Here is a 16,931-nt window from a genome sequence, read left to right as displayed (position 1 = left end):
GGTTGGTGTGTGTTTTGTTGTCGGCCTGCTGCTCTGCCTCGGGCTGTTCGGCCCGCCCCTGCCGCGCCGCCCGTGGGCGCCGGTGGGGGCGCGGGGCCCGCCCCGCACGCCCGGCAGCGGGGTGAGGTCGTCGTCCAGGAGGCGGGGGTTTCGGTACAGGAACTCCGAGCCGCCCAGCGTCACCGAGAGCAGCCGGCCGCCCAGCCCGGGCGCGGCGGTCACCGTCAGGGCGCCGGCGTCCAGCGTGATCAGCTCTCCGTGCGCGGTCGGTGTGCGGCGTACCCACACCGCGTCGTTCGCGGCGGTCACCGCTCAGCCGTCCAGACCGGGTTCGAGCACGACCTTGCCCCGGGCAGCGCCCGCGGCGAGCCCGAACGCCTCGTCCGCCCCCGCGAGGCCGAAGCGGTCGCTGACGATGCGCTCCGGCCTGACGCCCCAGCGCACCAGGTTGTGTGCCAGCTCCGCCATGACCGGCACCGAGGTGACCCAGGAGGCGTAGAGCGTGACCTGCTTGTGCAGGAGGGCGTCGGAGACCTCGGTCTCCAGCGTCCCGCCCTCGCCGACCAGTGAGATCCGTCCCCATTCGGCGATGTGCCCGATGGCGGTGGACCTGCCGGGGCGGGTGCCCGAGCAGTCGATCGCGGTCGAGGCCCCCCGCCCGCCGGTGAGCGCCGCCACGGTGTCGGCCGCCTCTTCCGGGGTGACCGTCGCGTCGAAGACGTCCAGACCGTCGGCCCATGCGCGGCGCTCGGGCGAGACCTCCACCCCGATGACCCGCCGCGCGCCACGCCCCCGGCCGGTCATCGCCGCGGCCAGGCCCACCGGGCCGAGGCCGACGACGAGCAGGTCGTCGTCGCCGTTCACGCCGATGCGCCGGATGCCCTCGTAGGCCGTGCCGAAGCCGCAGGCGATGAGTGCCCCGTCGACGAAGCTCAGCTCGTCGGGCAGCGGCACCAGGGTGTGCTCGTCGGCGAGCAGGTAGTCGGCCGCTCCGCCGTCCCGCTGCCAGCCGTAGGCCGCGCGGGAGGGATCGGCGCAGCTGATCTGGTAGCCGCGTGCGCAGTTGTCGCAGAGTCCGCACCCGGCGATGTGGTAGACCACCACCCGGTCGCCCGCCCGGTACCGCCGTACGCCGGGGCCCGTCGACACGATGGTGCCGCTGGGTTCGTGACCGGCGACGACGCCCCGGTAGGCGGGACCGTCCACCCCGCGGTGGCTCTTGTGCTCACGGTAGATGTAGCCGATGTCGCTGCCGCAGATACCGGCCGCGCCCATCCGCAGCAGTACCTGTCCCGGGCCGGGCACGGGCACGGGCAGCTCCCGCACCTCGGCGGTGCTGTTTCCCGGCAGGTACACGCCGCGCATCGTGGCGGGCAGCGGGGCGGTGGTGTCGCTCATGGGGTGTCCTTCGCGTGGGTCGAGCGGGTCATGGCGGACGGGTCACGTGGTGCGCGTCGTGAGGCTCTTGCGGGAGATGACGACGTTGATGAGGACGGCACCGACGATGATCAGGCCGCGCACGACGTCCTGGAGGAAGGAGTTGACTCCCAGCAGGACCAGCCCGTTGGCGATCACCGAGATGAACACGACGCCCAGCATCGTCCCGACCAGGCTTCCCCGGCCCCCGGCGAGAGCGGTGCCGCCGATGACGACGGCGGCGATCACGTCGAATTCCAGGCCCGCTGCCGCGCCTCCGTTGCCCGACCCGAGCCGGGCCGCCATCAGGATGCCGGTGAGAGCGGCGAGCACTCCCGTCGTGGCGAAGAGCACCACCCGCACCCGGCTGATCCGGATGCCCGCCAGCTGGGCGGCGGCTGCGTTGCCGCCCACCGCGTAGACCGACCGCCCGTAGGCCGTCCGGCGGGCGACGTACCAGAACGCCAGGAACAGCAGCACCAGAACGATCGCCGGGGTCGGGACGCCCAGGATCTTGCCGCCGAGCGCCTCCATGAATCCGCCACCGGGGGTGGCGACGGGGAGCGCGTTGGTGGTGTAGAGGGCCAAGCCGCCCAGCGCGCTCCAGAGTCCGAGCGTCGCGATGAAGGACGGCACCCCGAACCGGGCGCGCAGCCAGCCGGCCGCCGACCCCCAGAGCGCACCGGCGATCAGGGTGAGCAGCAGTGCGATCGGCAGCCCGAAGTCCCATTCGGAGGCGGCCTTGGCGAAGAGCACCGAGGCGAAGGCCACGGCCGGGCCGATACTGATGTCGATCTCCCCGGCGATGATCACCAGGGTGACGCCGAGGGCGGGTATGCCGACGGTCGCGGCGTCCCGCAGAATGCCGAGCTGGTTGTCGGCGCTGAGGAATCCGCCTGCGATGACGCCGAGCACGATGTACAGCACCACGACGGCGGCCAGCAGGCCGAGTTCGTTGAGGTGGCGCAGCCTGCGGAAGCGGACGGCGCCTGCCGGTGATGACGGGGGGCCGGACGGCTTGTCTGCCACGAGGGTCGAGGACATGGTTGTCTGCCTCACACTTCCACGGCCATGGTGGCGGCCATGATGTCGTCGAGAGTGATGTCGGGTGCGAGGAACTCGCGGGTGAACCGGCCGTTCTGCAGCGTCAGGACCCGGTCGCAGACGAGCGGCAGTTCCTCCAGCTCGCCGGAGACGAAGACCACGGCGGCGCCTTCGCCGGCCAGGGACCGGATCAGCCGGTAGATCTGCTGCTTGGCCTCGACGTCCACACCTCGGGTGGGTTCGTCCAGGAGCAGCACCCGGCTGCGGGCGTGCAGCCAGCGGCCGATGACGGCCTTCTGCTGGTTGCCGCCGCTGAGGTTGACGATGGGGGTGTCCAGGCCCGGGGTCTTGACCGCGAGCCTGGACACCAGCTCGTCACCGGCCTCAGCGGCCCGGCGGGGAGAGAGACCGGTCCGGCCGCTGATCCCGGCGAACCAGGACATCGTCATGTTCTCGCCGACGCCCAGCAGCGGGACGATGCCCTCGCGCTTGCGGTCCTCGGGGGTCATGCCCACTCCGAGCCGCTTCATCTCCGCCGCGGAGGGACGCGCGACCGGCCGCCCCTCGAAGGCGACCGTGCGCTCGGCCCCGGGCTCGAACCCGGCGACCGAGCGCAGCAGTTCGCTGCGTCCGGATCCCAGCAGCCCGCCGATGCCGAGCACTTCACCGGCGTACAGATCGAAGCCGATGTCCTCCAGCTTCGGCGCCAGCGTCAGGCCCCGCACGGACAGCAGCGGGGCGCCGGAGCGGTCCACCGTGCGCGGCTGGAACGGTTCCTGCTCACGGGCGGCCTGGCCGAGCATGAGCGCGACGATCTGTGTGGTGGTCGCCTCCTGGACGTCCACGGTGTCCACCACACTGCCGTCCCGGACGACGGTCACGCTCCGCGCCACCTGCCGGATCTCGTCCAGCCGGTGGCTCACGTAGATCACCGCGACACCGGATGCGGAGATACGCCCGACCGCTTCCAGGACGGTGCGTGCCTCACCGGCGGCCAGCGCGCTGGTCGGCTCGTCGAGGATCAGCAGCCGAGGTCGGCGGCGTACCGCGCGGGCGATCTCGACGAGCTGCTGTTCGGCCAGCGAGAGGGAGCCGACCGTGACCTCGGGACTGACCCGTACGTCCAGTTCAGCCAGCACCTCGGCGGCCTCGCGGCGCATACGGGGGAAGTCCACCCCGGACAGGCCGCTGCGGGGCCACTCGCCGAGGAACAGGTTCTCGGCGACCGTCATCTCCGGGACCAGGCTCAGTTCCTGGTGGACGGTGGCCGCACCCAGCTCGGCCGCCCGGCGCACCCCGCCGTGTCCCAGGGTCTCACCGCCGATGCGTACCTCACCGCTGTCGGGGATCTCGACACCGGACAGCATCCGGATGAGCGTGGACTTGCCCGCCCCGTTACGTCCGAGGAGGGCACGGACCTCACCGGGTTCGATCCGGAAGTCGACGTCGGACAGCGCGCGGACACCCGGGTACTGCTTGTTCAGGCCGCTCGCCTCGGCGGCCGGCACGGGTGCGGGCCGGCCGGGCGGCGGTGAGGGGGTCGTCATACTCGCTCCATAGGAACCGGAGGGACGGGGAAGGGCCCGGAAGGGTCCGGAAGGGGTCCTGACGGCGTCGGCCGCGGACCCGGCGGCCGTCACGGCAGGCCGTCCGGATGGGTGGTCAGCCACTCGCGGGCGTCCTCGGGGGTGGAGTAGAGCCTCACCGGGGCCGGCACGATGGGGCTGTCCAGCTCCTCGCCGTCGATGACCCGCGCGGTGGTACGCGCGGCCAGCTCGCCGACCTCGATCCCGGAGATGTCCACATCGGCCTTGAGTACCCGGTGATCGGCCAGCTCCCGGGCCAGGTCGGCCGTCATGTCGCTGCCGAAGACCACCGTCCGGCCGACGGAGCCGCGCTGGTGCACAGCGCGCACAGCGCCCATCGTGCTGCCGCCCGACTCTCCGTAGAAGGCATCGACCCGAGGCTGCGCACTCAGGATGCGGTCGGCGACCTCGACAGCCTGATCGATCGTGGTGCCCTGCTGGTTGGCGACGATCCGCGCCTCGGGCAGCTCGGCGAACAGCGCCTTCTCGAAGCCCAGCCGACGCTGGATGCACACCTCGACAGTCTCGCAGTTGAGTACGGCGATGTGGGGATCATCGATACCTTCGGACTTGAAGTACTTCGCGGCCTCCGCCCCGGCCAGCCCCCCGAACTTCAGGGGATCACCCAGCACCCAGGCGCTCACGTACTTCCGCGTCGCCTCCTCGGTCAGGCAGGTGTTGTAGCAGACGACCTTGACACCGCTCTCGTGCGCCAGACGCACGGTGGGGATGGACGCCGTGGTGGAAACGGGCGAGAGCACCAGGGCCTCCACCCCCGCGGCGCTCACGGTGTCGACGAAGGTGCTCTCCCTGGAGGCGTCACCCTGGGCGTTCAGCTCCAGCAGCTGCACCTCGTCCCCGAGGCTGCCGACCGAGTCCTGCATGCCTTTACGGACACCGGCGTAGAAGCCCTGCGCGTCCATGTAGACCAGCCCGACCCGGCCCCCGTCCCCGGCCCGCGGTATGCACCCGGTCAGCGCGACCATCGTCAGCGCAAGACCGAGGCACACGACGACCGCGGCGCGACGCCGCTCCCTGCCGTTCCTCATGACATCACTCCGAATCACGTGCAAAAGCTACGTAGGACCACATTCGGCGCGGATCGGCGCCACGGCGTGCTCCGAGTATGAAAGAGACACCCGAGCAAGGTCAAGATTAATTGCTAATTAATGAATTGATCGTGATCGGTGCTGCAGTGCTCTCCGGGCAGCGACGCCCCCGGAGAGCCCTACGGGCACCGCGAAGTAACGTGCCGGCGGGACGAGACGGCCACCCCGGAGACCAGGAGGCCGACGAACACCGGCCGGGACCCACACACACGCCACCCCGGCCCAGCAGCCAGAGCAGCGCAGTAGCCGAGCAGCCAGAACGGCGGAGCGGCCCAACAGTGCGCGGGTGCAGCGGTCAGAGCAGCGGAGCGGAAGGCCGAACCGTCCTCCGGAAACCGGCATCACCCGCCGCAGACCCGCCGCAGACCCGCCGCAGAGGCACGATCGCCCGCACCCACCCCGTGCACCGGCACCTCACCCACAGCCATCAGGACCACCCCGATGAACGCGGCTACCACCCCAGCCCCGCAGGGGCGCTTGGCAAGACGGCGAAGTCGAGCATGTCGCGGTCGCTCGAGAGGGCGGCACGTGGGATTCACCGCACGTATGGAGAACACCTTGTGGGACCGGCTGTCCGCGGCCCGAGAGGGCAGGAGCCCGCGACGGCACCGAGCCTGCCCGGCATTCTCGTCAGGCGTGGTGCGCCGCCGTGCAGGCAGTGCATCACCTACGCCGACACCAACAGCCCCGGCCCCGATCCCGGCCCGGCCGTCATCGCCTGTCACGACCAACGCGTCGACTCCGTACGCTCAGCCTCGCTGAGTACCAGTTCCGACTTGCGGCGGCCCGGCCGCGGCTCGTCCGCCAGTCCCACCATCCGCCGCTCAGCGAACCGTGAGCGTACTCGCGTACCGTCTCCGCGGATCCCCTGAAGTTCGCCGGCACACGCGTGTTCGATGCGCCTTCCGCGCAGGCCGCAACGATCCGGGCCCGCTCCGCCACCCGAGCCGGGACGCCCCGCACAAGGCCGCCTCACCTCATGCGTGATGAACTGTGGCCCGGCTTCGAGACGTTGATCTCGTCTCGAACAAGAGAATGGGAGGGACCGTGAACCTTGGTGGGGGGACGTGGCAGCGGCTGACCGCCGTGGTGCTCGTCATGGCGGTGGCGGCCGGGTGTACGGGGCAGGGCGAAGGCGCGGGCGGCGGAAACGACGAAGACCTGCTGCGGAACCACGACTGGACACAGATGCCGGGCACCACCAGGCACAACGACATCCTGCGGGTCAGCGCACCGGATCGGCACATCGTGGAGCAGGACTCCTCCGGCGGCCAGCCCAACCCCCCGCTGAACCTGGCCGGCCCGCACCTCAGATCCGAGGGCGACTTCACCGTCACCGCGCGCATGTCCGGTGTGGGTGACGATGACGGCGGCTCCTGGCTGCGGCTGTACGGACGGGTACCGGTCATCTACGACGAGTGGCGGCAGGAGCGGCCCTCACTGCGCGTCGGCGTGACCGCCGACGGACAGGTGAAGATACAGATATGGGACGGCGAAGGCGATGAGCCGGCCACCTCCGAGGACTTCGACTGCGGCTGCTCCGGGACGGTGACGCTCGCCGTGTCGAGCATCGGTGACACATTCCGCGTACAAGCCGACGGGCGTCGGCTGGGAACCGTGCAGGACCCGGGGGTGTTCGCCGAGGGCACTGTCTGGTTCGGTCTGGAGGCGGACACGGGCGAGGACGAGCGCCGCGAGAGATGGCGTCTGACACAGCTGACCGCGCGGGCAGAGAGCGGTGACTCGCTCCGCGTGATCAAGGCGCCGCAGCTACGCCAGGAACAGTCCGACGACTCGCTGCGTGCCCGGGCCGCAGACGTGGGGCGGCCGTTCGACGTCGGCGCCGCCCTGGCCGAGAACCCGCTGCTCACCGACGCACGCTACCGGGCGCTCGCGGGAAGCCAGTTCTCCATGCTCACTCCGGAGAACGCGTTCAAGCCACAGTTCCTCCACCCACGCCGGGGCGTCTACGACTTCCGCGACGCGGACCTGCTCGTACGCTTCGCCCGCGCAAACGACATGAAAGTGCACGCGCACACCCTCGTCTGGCACGAGGCCCTGCCCAACTGGATGCGGGAGAACGACGACCCCGAGGAAGTACGCCGGACCATGCTCCGGCACATCGCCATGGTCGCCGGGTACTTCAAGGGAAAAGTCGCGGAATGGGATGTGGTCAACGAGCCCATGTCCGACGACGAGAAGAGCTACACCAACGGAGATCTCGGTCTGCGCTCCGAGCAGAGCCCATGGTTCGAGGCCATGGGCGAGGAGTACATCGACGAGGCGTTCAGAGCCGCCCACCGGGCCGATCCGAAGGCACGGCTGTTCCTCAACGAGTACGGGGCCGAGGAGGAAGGCGAGCGGTGGGACGCCCTTTACGATCTGGTCAAACGGCTCAAGGAACGCGGCGTACCGATCGACGGCGTGGGCTTCCAGAACCACGAATACGCACCCGGCGACCGCACCGACCCGGAGACCTTCCGCAGCCATGTACGGGATCTGGCGGAGCTCGGGATTCAGGCACGGGTGTCGGAGATGGACGTCCCCATAAACCAGGACGAGGAGGACGGGCGGCAGACCCAGGCCGATGAGATGGCGGGCAAGCTGCGGATCTGCCTGGAAGAGCCGAACTGCACATCGTTCTCCACATGGGGATTCACCGACCGGTACGGCTCCACCGCCGACACCAAAACCTATCCTCCACGCACAGCCGATTCCCTGCCGTGGGACGCAGCCCTGCGACCGAAACCGGCATACGAGCGCCTGCACGAAACCTTTGACGAGGCGTGAGAAAACAAGATGCGATCCCCCCGGCCTGGTGCCGATGGAAGCGAAAACCAAGAACGTTTCACACCGCCAGAAACGCTTGACAAGACGACGAAGTCGAGCAGGCCACCATCACTCGAAAAGGGCAGCACATGGGACTCAACGCAGATACGGCAAACGCCTTGCGGGGGCCGACTGTCCGCAGAGGTCCACGGGGAGGAGGACAGCCCCGTCCCGGCCGGGCCAAACGTGCGGGACATCACCCTGAAGCCTGAACATGCCGACCCACCCGACACCACATCTGCATGATTACGCCGATGCAGCGGGCCAGCAATTCAGCAAATGACGAACACAGGCCGACAAACTCGTAACAGTGCCACACCATGGTCACGCATAGCGCCAGTCCAGGAACGACTCGCGAGCGAACCCACGGCCCACGAGATCAATCGCAGCGAGGCCCCAGGGGAGTCCCCATCGCCGCCACCAGGGTGTCGGCGCCTACACGGCCGGGGTGTACCGACCCCTTCACTCAGCACCCGACAGCTAGTTCTAGCCCTCGACCACCGCCTGGCAGCGCTCCGTACAACCACCAGCGATTCCACGGCAAGACGGACTCCCGCCCGGCACGGACCCCACGACACGGCAGCCGCCGGCCACCTCCGCGCCCGGCGACGGCAGCGAGGAGGACGCGCCCCGGACATCAGCCACGGCCGAACCGGCGTCACCGCAACTCCGTCTGCTGGTGGTATCCCTCGGCTGACCCTCACGTCCCTGCCGTGGGCTGGTGGCGGCACCGGCCCCGCACAGTCATGCGGCATCCGTTTCACGAACAGCGGTCGCAGCGTAGTCGGTCGGGGTCCGGCCGTAGTACTTGCGGAAGGCGCGGGCGAAGTGGCCGCTGTCGGCGAACTGCCAGCGGGCGGCTATCTCCGAGACGGTCATGCGCCGGTGCGATGCGACGAGCTCGCGGCACGCCTCCTCGAGGCGGCGGCGCCGGATGTAAGTGCTCAACGGTCGGCCTTCCCTGGCGAAGGCCCGTTGAAGGGTACGCAGGGAGACGTTCAACTCCCGGGCGAGAACCGAAGGGGACAGAGCGGAGTCGGTGAGCCGGCGGTCGGCCAGGTCCCGCGCGGCTTGAGCCAGGGCCGGCGACAACAGGGGCTCCACGTCGTCCAGTCCGCCCCCGGCAACGGCCCGGGCCAACTCAGCCAGGGTGCCGCGGGCGGCGTCGACCCCGGCTGGCCCGAGACGGTCCAGCATCCGGCCCACCATGGCGGCGTGCGCTGTCAGCAGCCGCACCTCGGCGGTGCCGGCCGGGCCGGAGGCCGGCCCGCCCCTCCCGGGCCGCACCTCTGCGGCAGGCAGGACGAGTACCTGCACGACGGTGTGCGGCTCCGCGGAGAAGCGGGACAGCCTTCCCGTCTGCCAGGAGACGGCCGGCCGGTGCCGTGTGCTCGGCTCCTCCCGGTTCCTCGAACCGCCAGCTCCCCCGGTGGACGATCCACAGGCGTACGTGATCGTCGGCCCCGACCCCTCGGCCCCCCGTCCGCAGGGCAGCCGCGGTCTCGAAACGGTTGAACATCATGTCCCGCACCCAAAACCCACGGGACCGCGCCGAGAAGCCGGACACAGTCGTCCGGCGGAAGGGCGCCAGCGCGAAAGTCTCGCCCATCCGGCTCCGCCACTCGTGTGCGAAGTCGCTGAAGGCGTTCGCGCCGCGCACGTCTGCCGAGAAAGTGCCGCTCATCGTTGTCGCGAATCTCCTGTTCGGGCTGACGCGCCGGTCCGAGACGCCGGGACCACACGCTTCCTATCGTTGTTCCGGCATGCATCGAAAGTCCGACATCCGCAGGCCGGAATGTCGATCCAAGGGTAACGAGGTGGCGAATTTGAGCACGGTCGCGATCGTGGGCGCAGGCCCGCAGCTGGGACGCGCGATCGGTCGGCGGTTCGCCGCCGAGGGGTTCGACGTGGCGCTGATCGCCCGCAACCGTACGACGCTCCAGGCGGTGGCCGACGAACTGTCCGACACGGGCGCCCGGGTCAAAGTGTTCCCCGTCGACGTCACCGATCGCCCCGCTCTGCACGCCGCGCTGACCGCCACCGAGGAGCAGCTGGGGCCGATCGACGTACTCGAGTACTCGCCCGCACCCTCCCCGGCAGACCTGCGCCGCGCGCCGCTCGTCGAGGCCACGAAGGTCACCGTCGACTCGGTTCTGGCCCAGCTGGATCTCTACCTGCTCGGCGGTGTCGCGGCGGTGCAGCACGTCCTGCCCGGCATGCTGGAGCGCGGCACGGGGACCGTCCTGGTCAGCAGTGGCGCGGGGTCGGGCCCGGTGATCGCCCCGCACGTGGCAAACGTCCAGATCGCCACCGGTGGAATGCGCAACTGGATCCTCAACCTGCATGCGGCACTTTCTGGTACCGGCGTCTACGCCGCGCACGTGGCGATCGCCGCCTTCATCGGCCAGGGAGGCCACGACTCCCAGCCTCAGACGATGGCCGACGCCTACTGGCGCCTGCACACCGAACGAACCGAAGCCGAACTGGTCATCCAGGACCTGCCGGACGACTACCTGGAACGGGGCCTGGCGGACAAGTTCGTCGAGTCCTGAGCCACTGACGGCTTCACGGGTCTGTACCAGGCGCATGGGTTCGGAACCCGCCGCCACGGCCACCGGCCTGCCGCTCAGCCAAATCGCGGTTCACCGCCCCACAGCCCGGGAGACCGAAAGCCCCGCCACCCGCAGCGCCGCCCGAGCGACAGCCCGGGTTCCGCCCTCACCGGGGCGACCAGGGACAGCACGCCCAGCACATGACCACGACGGCCCAGGAACAGAGCGGCAACGGTTGGACATGCTACTGAGCCCGAAACGCAAGGAGTTGGGCACCGCCATAACGCAGACACCCTCCGTCCGGACCGCAGCCGCGGAAGCGCGAGAGCCGGGTGCCGGGTGCCGCCGGCCTTCTACTCGGGCACAGCCTGGCCCTACTCCTGATGTGGGTGTTCGTCGAGCCAGGCCTGCTGGAGGTCGGTGACGTACCGCCGTCGCAGTCCCCGCACAGGGTCGGGCGGGGTTCTTGGACGGTGCCCCAGCCGGTTCGCTCCACCGCCTGCCACCGCTCGTCGGTGAACGCCGCTCCGCACTCTGCACACAGGGGACGACGGGTGTAGCGCAGGAAGTGCCGCTTCTGCGCCCGCCCAGCGGGGAAGCGGCTCCCGGTGCTCGCGCCTGCCGGTGGTCTGGACGCCGGCGGTGGCGGTGACGGTCGTGTGCTTGCAGGCGTCGCACAGGTGCGGGTGGGAGTCCTTCAAGGTGCCCCACTCCCTCGCCTGCCCCTGTGCCGCCTCCCAGCGTTCGTCGGTGAACGTTGCCCCGCAGCCGGTGCAGACGGGACGGCGGGCTTCGCGCTCGGCTGCCTTCTTCGCCGCCTGCTCCTGAGCCGCCCGCCGCACCTTCGCCTGGTACTCCTCCTGCCGGAACATGGCGTGTTGTACGGCGCCTGTTCGGCGCCGCCGCGGAGGCGTCCCGGTCTGCCGGGTGGACGGCGTACGACAGCGGACAGATCGCCGCCACCGAACGCCACTACGTCACCGCCATGCGGGCCGCCGCGAGCGCCGGCGACCCGGTCGTCAGCGCCAACACGCTCGCGTTCTGGGCCATCCAGCAGTACTCCACCAGCAACCCGCGCGGCGCGATCGACCTCATCGACGCAGTCCTGGCACAGGCTCCTCGGATCGGCTCCGCCCGCAGAAACGCGGACGCCGCCGCGGCGTACCCGCCGTCGCCGAATTCCTCGACTACACCGCCGAGTAGACCCTGCACGGGCGGTGGACCTTCAGAGAACGAAGACGCTCTGCGCTGTTTCCGTGTAGTACGTCTGGCCCGGGTAGACCAGCCACTCGACCTGGCCGGTGCAGTTCGGACCGGAGTGGACCTCGGCGATGGCGTCGGTGTGGTTGGTCACCGAGGACGGATACCGCTCGATGGCGTAGCAGCCGCTCGGGTCTTTGTGCGCTTCACCGTTGACGGTGAGGACGCCTTCCGCCGCGTACGCCGATCCCGGCACCGCACCCACCAAGGTCACGGCGGCCGCCAGCGCTCCAAGGGTCACGGCCATGCGTCGTCGCATCATGCTGAGCTCCTCCGGTCAAGCGGACCGCTCATGACGCGGCCCACCGAAGTCACTCAATGTATTCGGTGACGTGCTTCACGTATCCGGCGCACAGAGGCGATCCCTCCATCACTGGAATGCGCCGCCTGGCCTCAGTTGTGACCGTCGCCAGGTTTATGCCGTTGCAGCAGCTCTCTGGATCAGCGGTCTCCTGCAAGCTGTTGATCACGACAGAGGGTGGCCTTCACGGCATGAAGGGAACTACCGAAGGTTCATTCCTACCCCGACAGCATGCCTGAGCGAGCGGCGTAGCTGACCGGCGGCACTCAGCGGTGATCTGCCCGTGCTATCAGGGCCTCTCACCGTCGAGTGCCGTTCCAGTGGCCGGGACCCCACCCAGCGGCTCCCCCGGCAAAGAGCGTCTGCTGCACCTACAGCACCGACCCCGCCATCAACTTACGACGGAAGCTCACCACCGGTAAGACCGGGAAGAGCGCGCTGATCCACCGGGAATTGCGGGACAGCCCTTCGACAACGGCAAAGCCTGCACGGACACCTTCGTTGCGTTCGAAGAGACCGCCGCGAAGAGCAGCCGACTTCCAGGGACGCGTCCAGCCGGTGCATCTCGCCGACGGCGATTGCTCTGCGAGTGGGGATCGCGCCCTGGCTGATGCTCAGGACGCTGGGGGTGGGTCGACCGGCATGGCGTCCTTGAAGCCAGTGAACGTGATCGTCGCTTCGATGTCAGGGTCGGACGCGAAGTGAATCGTCTGGCGTACGCGTACGACTCGGCCCTCACTGTCGACCCACGCATCCGCGTCGATTGTGCTGGCGGATCGCAGGTTGCTCCCGACAGCCTTGTCTACCGACTCGACATCTTTCGGGGTGAGGCGGGCCGACACGCGCAGAGGTTCGCTGTCCTGGTGCACGGAGGCGCTGCGCGCGAGCATGAGCCGCACGTACTGCGGGAGCCGGTCCGTGGGTATACCCCCCTTTGCCGCCGATGCAGGGAACTCCTGCCATGGCCCTTGAGTTCCGGTGGCGCGCCGGTACACCCTCTCTCGGGTGATCACGACGTCTTCGGTGTACTGCTCGGTTGTGTCTGTGGCGTGCCCAGTGAATGGCGCGTTGAGGTTGACCCGACCCTCCATGAGCTGGAGGCGTCTGGGCCCCGACTGCGTGAGGGCTCTCAGCTCGGCCGAGTACGGGGCGTCGCCAGCTGCGGCCAGCCGATCGCGGACTACCTGCGGACCGCTTTTCGATGGGGTGGGCTGGATCGAGGAGCATGCGGGGAGCATCAGTCCCAAGAGCACCAGAGTCAGGGGCGCTGCCCGGCAGTGAAACACAGGTGAATCCTCTGAGTGTCGAGCCCGGGCAGGAAGCCCCCCGGGCCGCAGGTGGATGATGAACTGATTCTGTCTGGCCGCGGCGTTCAGGCGAAGCCCAGGGGGAGATGACGTGACCAAGAGAGCGTCAGACCGTTACAGGATTCCCTTCTCCGCCGTACCACTTGCCCAGTTCGCCCGGCCGACTCACGCCGCCAACAAGCAGCGCCCGGCCCGGTCAAGGTCCTGTGGGCGCGCATCAGGCGGATGCCTAACGATCTCGCGCACGATAAGCATCACCGCAGGTCAGCGGCTTACGTCGTCGCGACGCCCGAGCCGTTGACCTGCACAGACGTGGAGGCGGCCTCTATCGTGCACGAGGCCGTAAGGGCTCCCAAAGAATCAACATGTTGGTTTGATCGTTTGTGGGGCTGCTGTTGGCGAGGAACGCGGTGACGTCAGCGGATGTCCGGAACCTGGCTGTCGAGGGCGGGATGGTGCAGCCGTGCTCGGCCAGGAGGGGCTGGACTTGGTGAACGGCCCTGGTGACGGTGCTGGTGTTGGCTCCGAAGAGCTGGGCGAGGAGATCGCGGGGGCCGAGTTTGCTGAGGTAGTGCACGGTGGCCACGACTCTGTCGGCGGTGGTCAGCTTGTCCTTGGCCCCAGCGCCCCGGGCACGGATGCGTTCGCTTCCTCGCTGCCGGAGCCGTCCTTGCTCGGTCGACTACCGGCGAGACCCGTGTTGGTGCCTGTGCGAGGAGGAGCGGTCCTCGCGCGACGATCCGCCCTCTTCGGTTTCTAGGCGGCGACGAGCCTCGGAGGCCACCTCTTCTCGCAGCAAGCTGTAACGGAATTCGTAACTGTGGGTGTGGCCGGAACTCACCTGACGCTCGTAGTAGGCGTCGAAGTCGCCTTCGGCGGCGAACAGATCGGCGCCCGATCCCGCTCCACCCGCGCCGGCCACGATCTGCCGGTGTCTCATTCCGTTCTGCCACTCGATGCGTTCCACCTCCATCGCGAAGAACCGATGGGGCAGCCATCCCACCCGCTGGGCCTCGATGTCCAGCCTGCCGCTGCGCACGTCGCCCTCCAGGGCCGCCACGCGACGCGTTGCTGCGGCGTTGAGGATCTCGAACACGGCAGTTCCGGCGAGATGAGCAATACTCGTACGCCTGGGGTCCAACGTGATGGAACGGCTGGCAGCCCGCCATTCGCCGGGAGTTCCGCCCTGTGTGCGGCCGAACTGCACCGTGATGGAGCCGGCAGCCGAGAGTTCCTGGCTGAAGTGGGGGGCTGCGGCGGCCACGAAGTCAAAGACCTCACGCATCCCCGCGCCGTTGCTCTCGCTCGCGAAACGGACTCCGCTCACCGAGCCGCGGAACGGGGTGTTGACAGGCGGCGGAGTCTCGTGGTCCGAGCCGTAGGCCAGGCCCGAGTCAACGCTGTCGCTTCTGCGCGGCTCCCTTCGGCGGGAAGAACCCCCGGAACCTCCCGGCAGGGATCCGTAGGCCAGGTCGTCGTCGTAACCGCGGTCGTGCCGTCCGCGTTCGGACGCACGCTGCACCGCGACGGCCTCGGCCGTCGCGGCGTTGCCGGCCAGGCGCTGCAGCGACAGGATGTCAGCGAAGTTCGACCGCGTCGCGGACTCCTGCGCACGGGAACGACCGGCGAGAGAGCTACCGGACGCCGTCCATGGGACGTCGCCCGATCTCTCACCACGTCCGGACAGCGCGCGCATATGACACTCCTTGGCATCGCCCCTGATGGCACGGCGGCGTTCGAGATTCACCGAACGACGCGAGACGCCTCCGAGCTTAACCAACACATGCCACTGGAGCCTCAGTTCGACATGCCACCCGGAGGAGAACGTCCTGTCCGCGAAGGGTACTCACTGTCGCACACACGCCGCGACGCCCAGTCAGTCAGCCGTCTCCTGTCCAGGCAACGGCGGCCAGTCGCCCAAGGCATGGCGCAGGGCCGGCCGTCTCCCCCGGCCAAGGCACCGGCCTGTGGCCCTTCACCGGTTCTCCGCCGTCGTCCCGAGCCGAGATCGAGGCCTTCCGGTGGCGGCCCCACGCGACGAAGGGGAGCGAGCGCAGCGAGTACGAAGTTGAACCCGGCGTCCGCTCCCTCACCCCCCGCGAGAAGTAAGGACGATCGCAGAACCCATGAGCGCGACCACGTCGAGCGCCGCCAGGACGGCCGGGCGGGGCGGACCAGAAAAACGGATCCCGCTGGATGCGGCAGGACAAGGCTGCGCCCGGCACCGTGCGCGCGCTGGACGCCGCACCGGCCTCTGCCCTCATTCCGGCTGACGTCCACGAGACAGTGGTGGCCGTCGCCGAGCAGCACACCAGCACGGTGACGCTGAACCGGCACCACGAGGTCGGTGCGTTCGAGGACCCCGAGGACGGCTTCCGGTGCGGCTGCGACATCACGCTCCACACCGCCGAGGATGCGGACCTGTCCGGTCCTTTCCGGGTGAGCTCTTCAGTGTCGGGGGGTGTACCAGGGCACGAGGCGTAGCAGCAGGTCCATGGTGCGGTCGGCGGCTGCTCGGCGGTGGGCGGTGCGGGCGATGCGCTTGCGGTTCACTCGCCGCCCCAGACGCCGCAGCTCGGCGTGGATGCGCGGGACGCCGTAGGTCTTGCGGGAAGCGATATGCAGCACGGTGATCTCGTGCGCGAGCGCGTCGGCGGCCGCCTGGCGGGCCTGGCGGGCCTGGCGGGCGGCCTCGCCCTCGCGCCAGGCGTAGTAGGAGGAGCGGGTCACGAGCAGCACCCGGCACAGCATCGTGACCGGATAGTTCGCCTTCTCCGCGTGGATCAACCGGTACAACGCGGTCACCGGTCGCTCTCCTTCACGAAGAAGGCCGTCGCTTTTTTCAGGATCTCGATCGTCTGCTGCTGCTCGCGGTTCTCCTTGCGCAGCCGGCGCAGTTCGTCGCGCTCAGCGCTGGTCAGCTCGCCCGGGGCACCCTCACCCCGGTCGGCTTTGGCCCGGCGGTACCAGCCGCGCAAGGACTCGGAGCCGATGCCCCCCGGGCGACGGCAGTAACTGTCTTGCCCGAGAAGTCGACGAGCGCGATCGCGTCCCGCTTGAACTCCTCGGTGTACCGCTTCGTGTATTTACTTCCCACCTGGTGCTACTTCCTCTGGAACCTCAAGATCCCAGTCTCCAGGTGTCCACGATCAAGGGAAAGCTTCATCCACCACACACCAACTACGCTGGCACAAGCGGCATAACCGTGTTCAGATCTCGGGGTCAGGGCCCCACAACTCCTACCCCTTCGTGTAGTTGTAACTGGAACGGAAAAGCGCGTAGAAGTTGGGGTACCTACTGGGGTTGCCGTACTTCGGTGCGAACTTGTGGGCGACCCACTCTCCGTCTGGGCCGACATCGGTCGGGTCGAGCAACCAGAAGTCCTCCCTCTGGGCAATCTCGACAGACCGGCGAAACAGCTGGACTTCTTCTTCGTTGCCGGGGATCGAGTCGTAGATCTCGTTACACTTCTTCCGGCCTCGCTGTCCCGCATCCACACGACACGGTCGCACGGGCGGACACCCCCC

The 16,931-nt window shown here is 69.0% G+C and carries 16 protein-coding genes and 2 pseudogenes; 3 read left to right on the top strand and 15 right to left on the bottom strand.

From position 1 onward, the window contains the following. The 5 genes and pseudogenes from ABT001_RS24955 to ABT001_RS24935 form a co-directional block, all read right to left on the bottom strand. Window positions 1–309 (bottom strand): annotated as a pseudogene (locus ABT001_RS24955) (hypothetical protein); the annotation flags it as partial. A 3-nt stretch (window positions 310–312) separates the two neighbouring features. Beyond that, window positions 313–1,398, bottom strand: a complete 1,086-nt coding sequence (locus ABT001_RS24950) for a zinc-dependent alcohol dehydrogenase family protein (RefSeq protein ID WP_351281461.1) — start codon at window positions 1,396–1,398, stop codon at window positions 313–315. 42 nt (window positions 1,399–1,440) lie between these two features. Beyond that, window positions 1,441–2,460, bottom strand: a complete 1,020-nt coding sequence (locus ABT001_RS24945) for an ABC transporter permease (RefSeq protein ID WP_124280106.1) — start codon at window positions 2,458–2,460, stop codon at window positions 1,441–1,443. A gap of 11 nt (window positions 2,461–2,471) precedes the next feature. Continuing rightward, window positions 2,472–4,007, bottom strand: a complete 1,536-nt coding sequence (locus ABT001_RS24940) for a sugar ABC transporter ATP-binding protein (protein WP_351281459.1) — start codon at window positions 4,005–4,007, stop codon at window positions 2,472–2,474. Window positions 4,008–4,096: 89 nt separating this feature from the next. After that, on the bottom strand, window positions 4,097–5,095 hold the full coding sequence (locus ABT001_RS24935) for a substrate-binding domain-containing protein (protein ID WP_351281456.1): 999 nt from the start codon (window positions 5,093–5,095) through the stop codon (window positions 4,097–4,099). Between the two features lie 1,107 nt (window positions 5,096–6,202). On the opposite strand from ABT001_RS24935, the gene ABT001_RS24930 reads away from it, so the two are divergent. Beyond that, window positions 6,203–7,945: an endo-1,4-beta-xylanase gene (locus tag ABT001_RS24930; protein WP_351281454.1), complete on the top strand. Its 1,743-nt coding sequence runs from the start codon at window positions 6,203–6,205 to the stop codon at window positions 7,943–7,945. A 783-nt stretch (window positions 7,946–8,728) separates the two neighbouring features. Here ABT001_RS24930 and ABT001_RS24925 read toward each other — a convergent pair. Continuing rightward, a complete protein-coding gene (locus ABT001_RS24925; RefSeq protein WP_351281452.1) occupies window positions 8,729–9,301 on the bottom strand; it encodes a helix-turn-helix domain-containing protein in 573 nt (190 codons plus the stop codon). 509 nt (window positions 9,302–9,810) lie between these two features. Here ABT001_RS24925 and ABT001_RS24920 point away from each other — a divergent pair. Then, on the top strand, window positions 9,811–10,536 hold the full coding sequence (locus tag ABT001_RS24920) for an SDR family NAD(P)-dependent oxidoreductase (protein WP_351281479.1): 726 nt from the start codon (window positions 9,811–9,813) through the stop codon (window positions 10,534–10,536). Window positions 10,537–10,910: 374 nt separating this feature from the next. Here the strand turns inward: ABT001_RS24920 and ABT001_RS24915 are convergent, their stop codons facing one another. The 6 genes and pseudogenes from ABT001_RS24915 to ABT001_RS24890 all read right to left on the bottom strand — a co-directional run bounded on the left by ABT001_RS24915 (window position 10,911) and on the right by ABT001_RS24890 (window position 15,100). Beyond that, a complete protein-coding gene (locus ABT001_RS24915; protein WP_351281450.1) occupies window positions 10,911–11,408 on the bottom strand; it encodes a hypothetical protein in 498 nt (165 codons plus the stop codon). A gap of 100 nt (window positions 11,409–11,508) precedes the next feature. Beyond that, window positions 11,509–11,748 (bottom strand): hypothetical protein, encoded by a 240-nt coding sequence (locus ABT001_RS24910; protein WP_351281448.1) that lies wholly within the window; start codon window positions 11,746–11,748, stop codon window positions 11,509–11,511. Between the two features lie 13 nt (window positions 11,749–11,761). Then, a complete protein-coding gene (locus ABT001_RS24905; RefSeq protein ID WP_351281445.1) occupies window positions 11,762–12,058 on the bottom strand; it encodes a hypothetical protein in 297 nt (98 codons plus the stop codon). Between the two features lie 653 nt (window positions 12,059–12,711). Then, entirely contained in the window at window positions 12,712–13,335 is a 624-nt protein-coding gene (locus tag ABT001_RS24900) for a hypothetical protein (RefSeq protein ID WP_351281477.1), read from the bottom strand. Window positions 13,336–13,729: 394 nt separating this feature from the next. Beyond that, window positions 13,730–14,080: pseudogene (locus tag ABT001_RS24895) on the bottom strand (transposase family protein); the annotation flags it as partial. A 6-nt stretch (window positions 14,081–14,086) separates the two neighbouring features. Next, window positions 14,087–15,100 (bottom strand): hypothetical protein, encoded by a 1,014-nt coding sequence (locus tag ABT001_RS24890; protein WP_351281443.1) that lies wholly within the window; start codon window positions 15,098–15,100, stop codon window positions 14,087–14,089. A gap of 500 nt (window positions 15,101–15,600) precedes the next feature. Here ABT001_RS24890 and ABT001_RS24885 point away from each other — a divergent pair, with 500 nt between their 5' ends. Then, on the top strand, window positions 15,601–15,888 hold the full coding sequence (locus tag ABT001_RS24885; protein ID WP_351281441.1) for a hypothetical protein: 288 nt from the start codon (window positions 15,601–15,603) through the stop codon (window positions 15,886–15,888). Here the strand turns inward: ABT001_RS24885 and ABT001_RS24880 are convergent. The 3 genes from ABT001_RS24880 to ABT001_RS24870 all read right to left on the bottom strand — a co-directional run bounded on the left by ABT001_RS24880 (window position 15,853) and on the right by ABT001_RS24870 (window position 16,901). Further along, window positions 15,853–16,209, bottom strand: coding sequence for an IS3 family transposase (locus ABT001_RS24880; RefSeq protein ID WP_351281439.1), 357 nt, complete (start codon window positions 16,207–16,209; stop codon window positions 15,853–15,855). The genes ABT001_RS24885 and ABT001_RS24880 overlap by 36 nt on opposite strands. Then, window positions 16,206–16,382 (bottom strand): hypothetical protein, encoded by a 177-nt coding sequence (locus ABT001_RS24875; RefSeq protein WP_351281436.1) that lies wholly within the window; start codon window positions 16,380–16,382, stop codon window positions 16,206–16,208. The genes ABT001_RS24880 and ABT001_RS24875 overlap by 4 nt, the downstream gene beginning before the upstream one ends. Window positions 16,383–16,643: 261 nt before the next feature. Continuing rightward, the gene (locus tag ABT001_RS24870) at window positions 16,644–16,901 is read right to left on the bottom strand and encodes a hypothetical protein (RefSeq protein ID WP_351281433.1); all 258 of its coding nucleotides are present in this window, start codon (window positions 16,899–16,901) and stop codon (window positions 16,644–16,646) included. Window positions 16,902–16,931 lie beyond the last annotated feature (30 nt).

Source organism: Streptomyces sp. NPDC002793, assembly GCF_040295485.1.
Lineage (GTDB): Bacteria > Actinomycetota > Actinomycetes > Streptomycetales > Streptomycetaceae > Streptomyces.
This window is presented reverse-complemented; position numbering and strand designations above follow the sequence as displayed.

Bases quoted from the DNA above. Each gene is read 5' to 3' on its own strand.
- ABT001_RS24885 (WP_351281441.1), top strand. From the start codon at position 15,601: ATGCGGCAGGACAAGGCTGCGCCCGGCACCGTGCGCGCGCTGGACGCC.
- ABT001_RS24915 (WP_351281450.1), bottom strand. From the start codon at position 11,408: ATGTTCCGGCAGGAGGAGTACCAGGCGAAGGTGCGGCGGGCGGCTCAG.
- ABT001_RS24940 (WP_351281459.1), bottom strand. From the start codon at position 4,007: ATGACGACCCCCTCACCGCCGCCCGGCCGGCCCGCACCCGTGCCGGCC.
- ABT001_RS24890 (WP_351281443.1), bottom strand. From the start codon at position 15,100: ATGCGCGCGCTGTCCGGACGTGGTGAGAGATCGGGCGACGTCCCATGG.
- ABT001_RS24905 (WP_351281445.1), bottom strand. From the start codon at position 12,058: ATGATGCGACGACGCATGGCCGTGACCCTTGGAGCGCTGGCGGCCGCC.
- ABT001_RS24950 (WP_351281461.1), bottom strand. From the start codon at position 1,398: ATGAGCGACACCACCGCCCCGCTGCCCGCCACGATGCGCGGCGTGTAC.
- ABT001_RS24900 (WP_351281477.1), bottom strand. From the start codon at position 13,335: ATGCTCCCCGCATGCTCCTCGATCCAGCCCACCCCATCGAAAAGCGGT.
- ABT001_RS24945 (WP_124280106.1), bottom strand. From the start codon at position 2,460: ATGTCCTCGACCCTCGTGGCAGACAAGCCGTCCGGCCCCCCGTCATCA.
- ABT001_RS24935 (WP_351281456.1), bottom strand. From the start codon at position 5,095: ATGAGGAACGGCAGGGAGCGGCGTCGCGCCGCGGTCGTCGTGTGCCTC.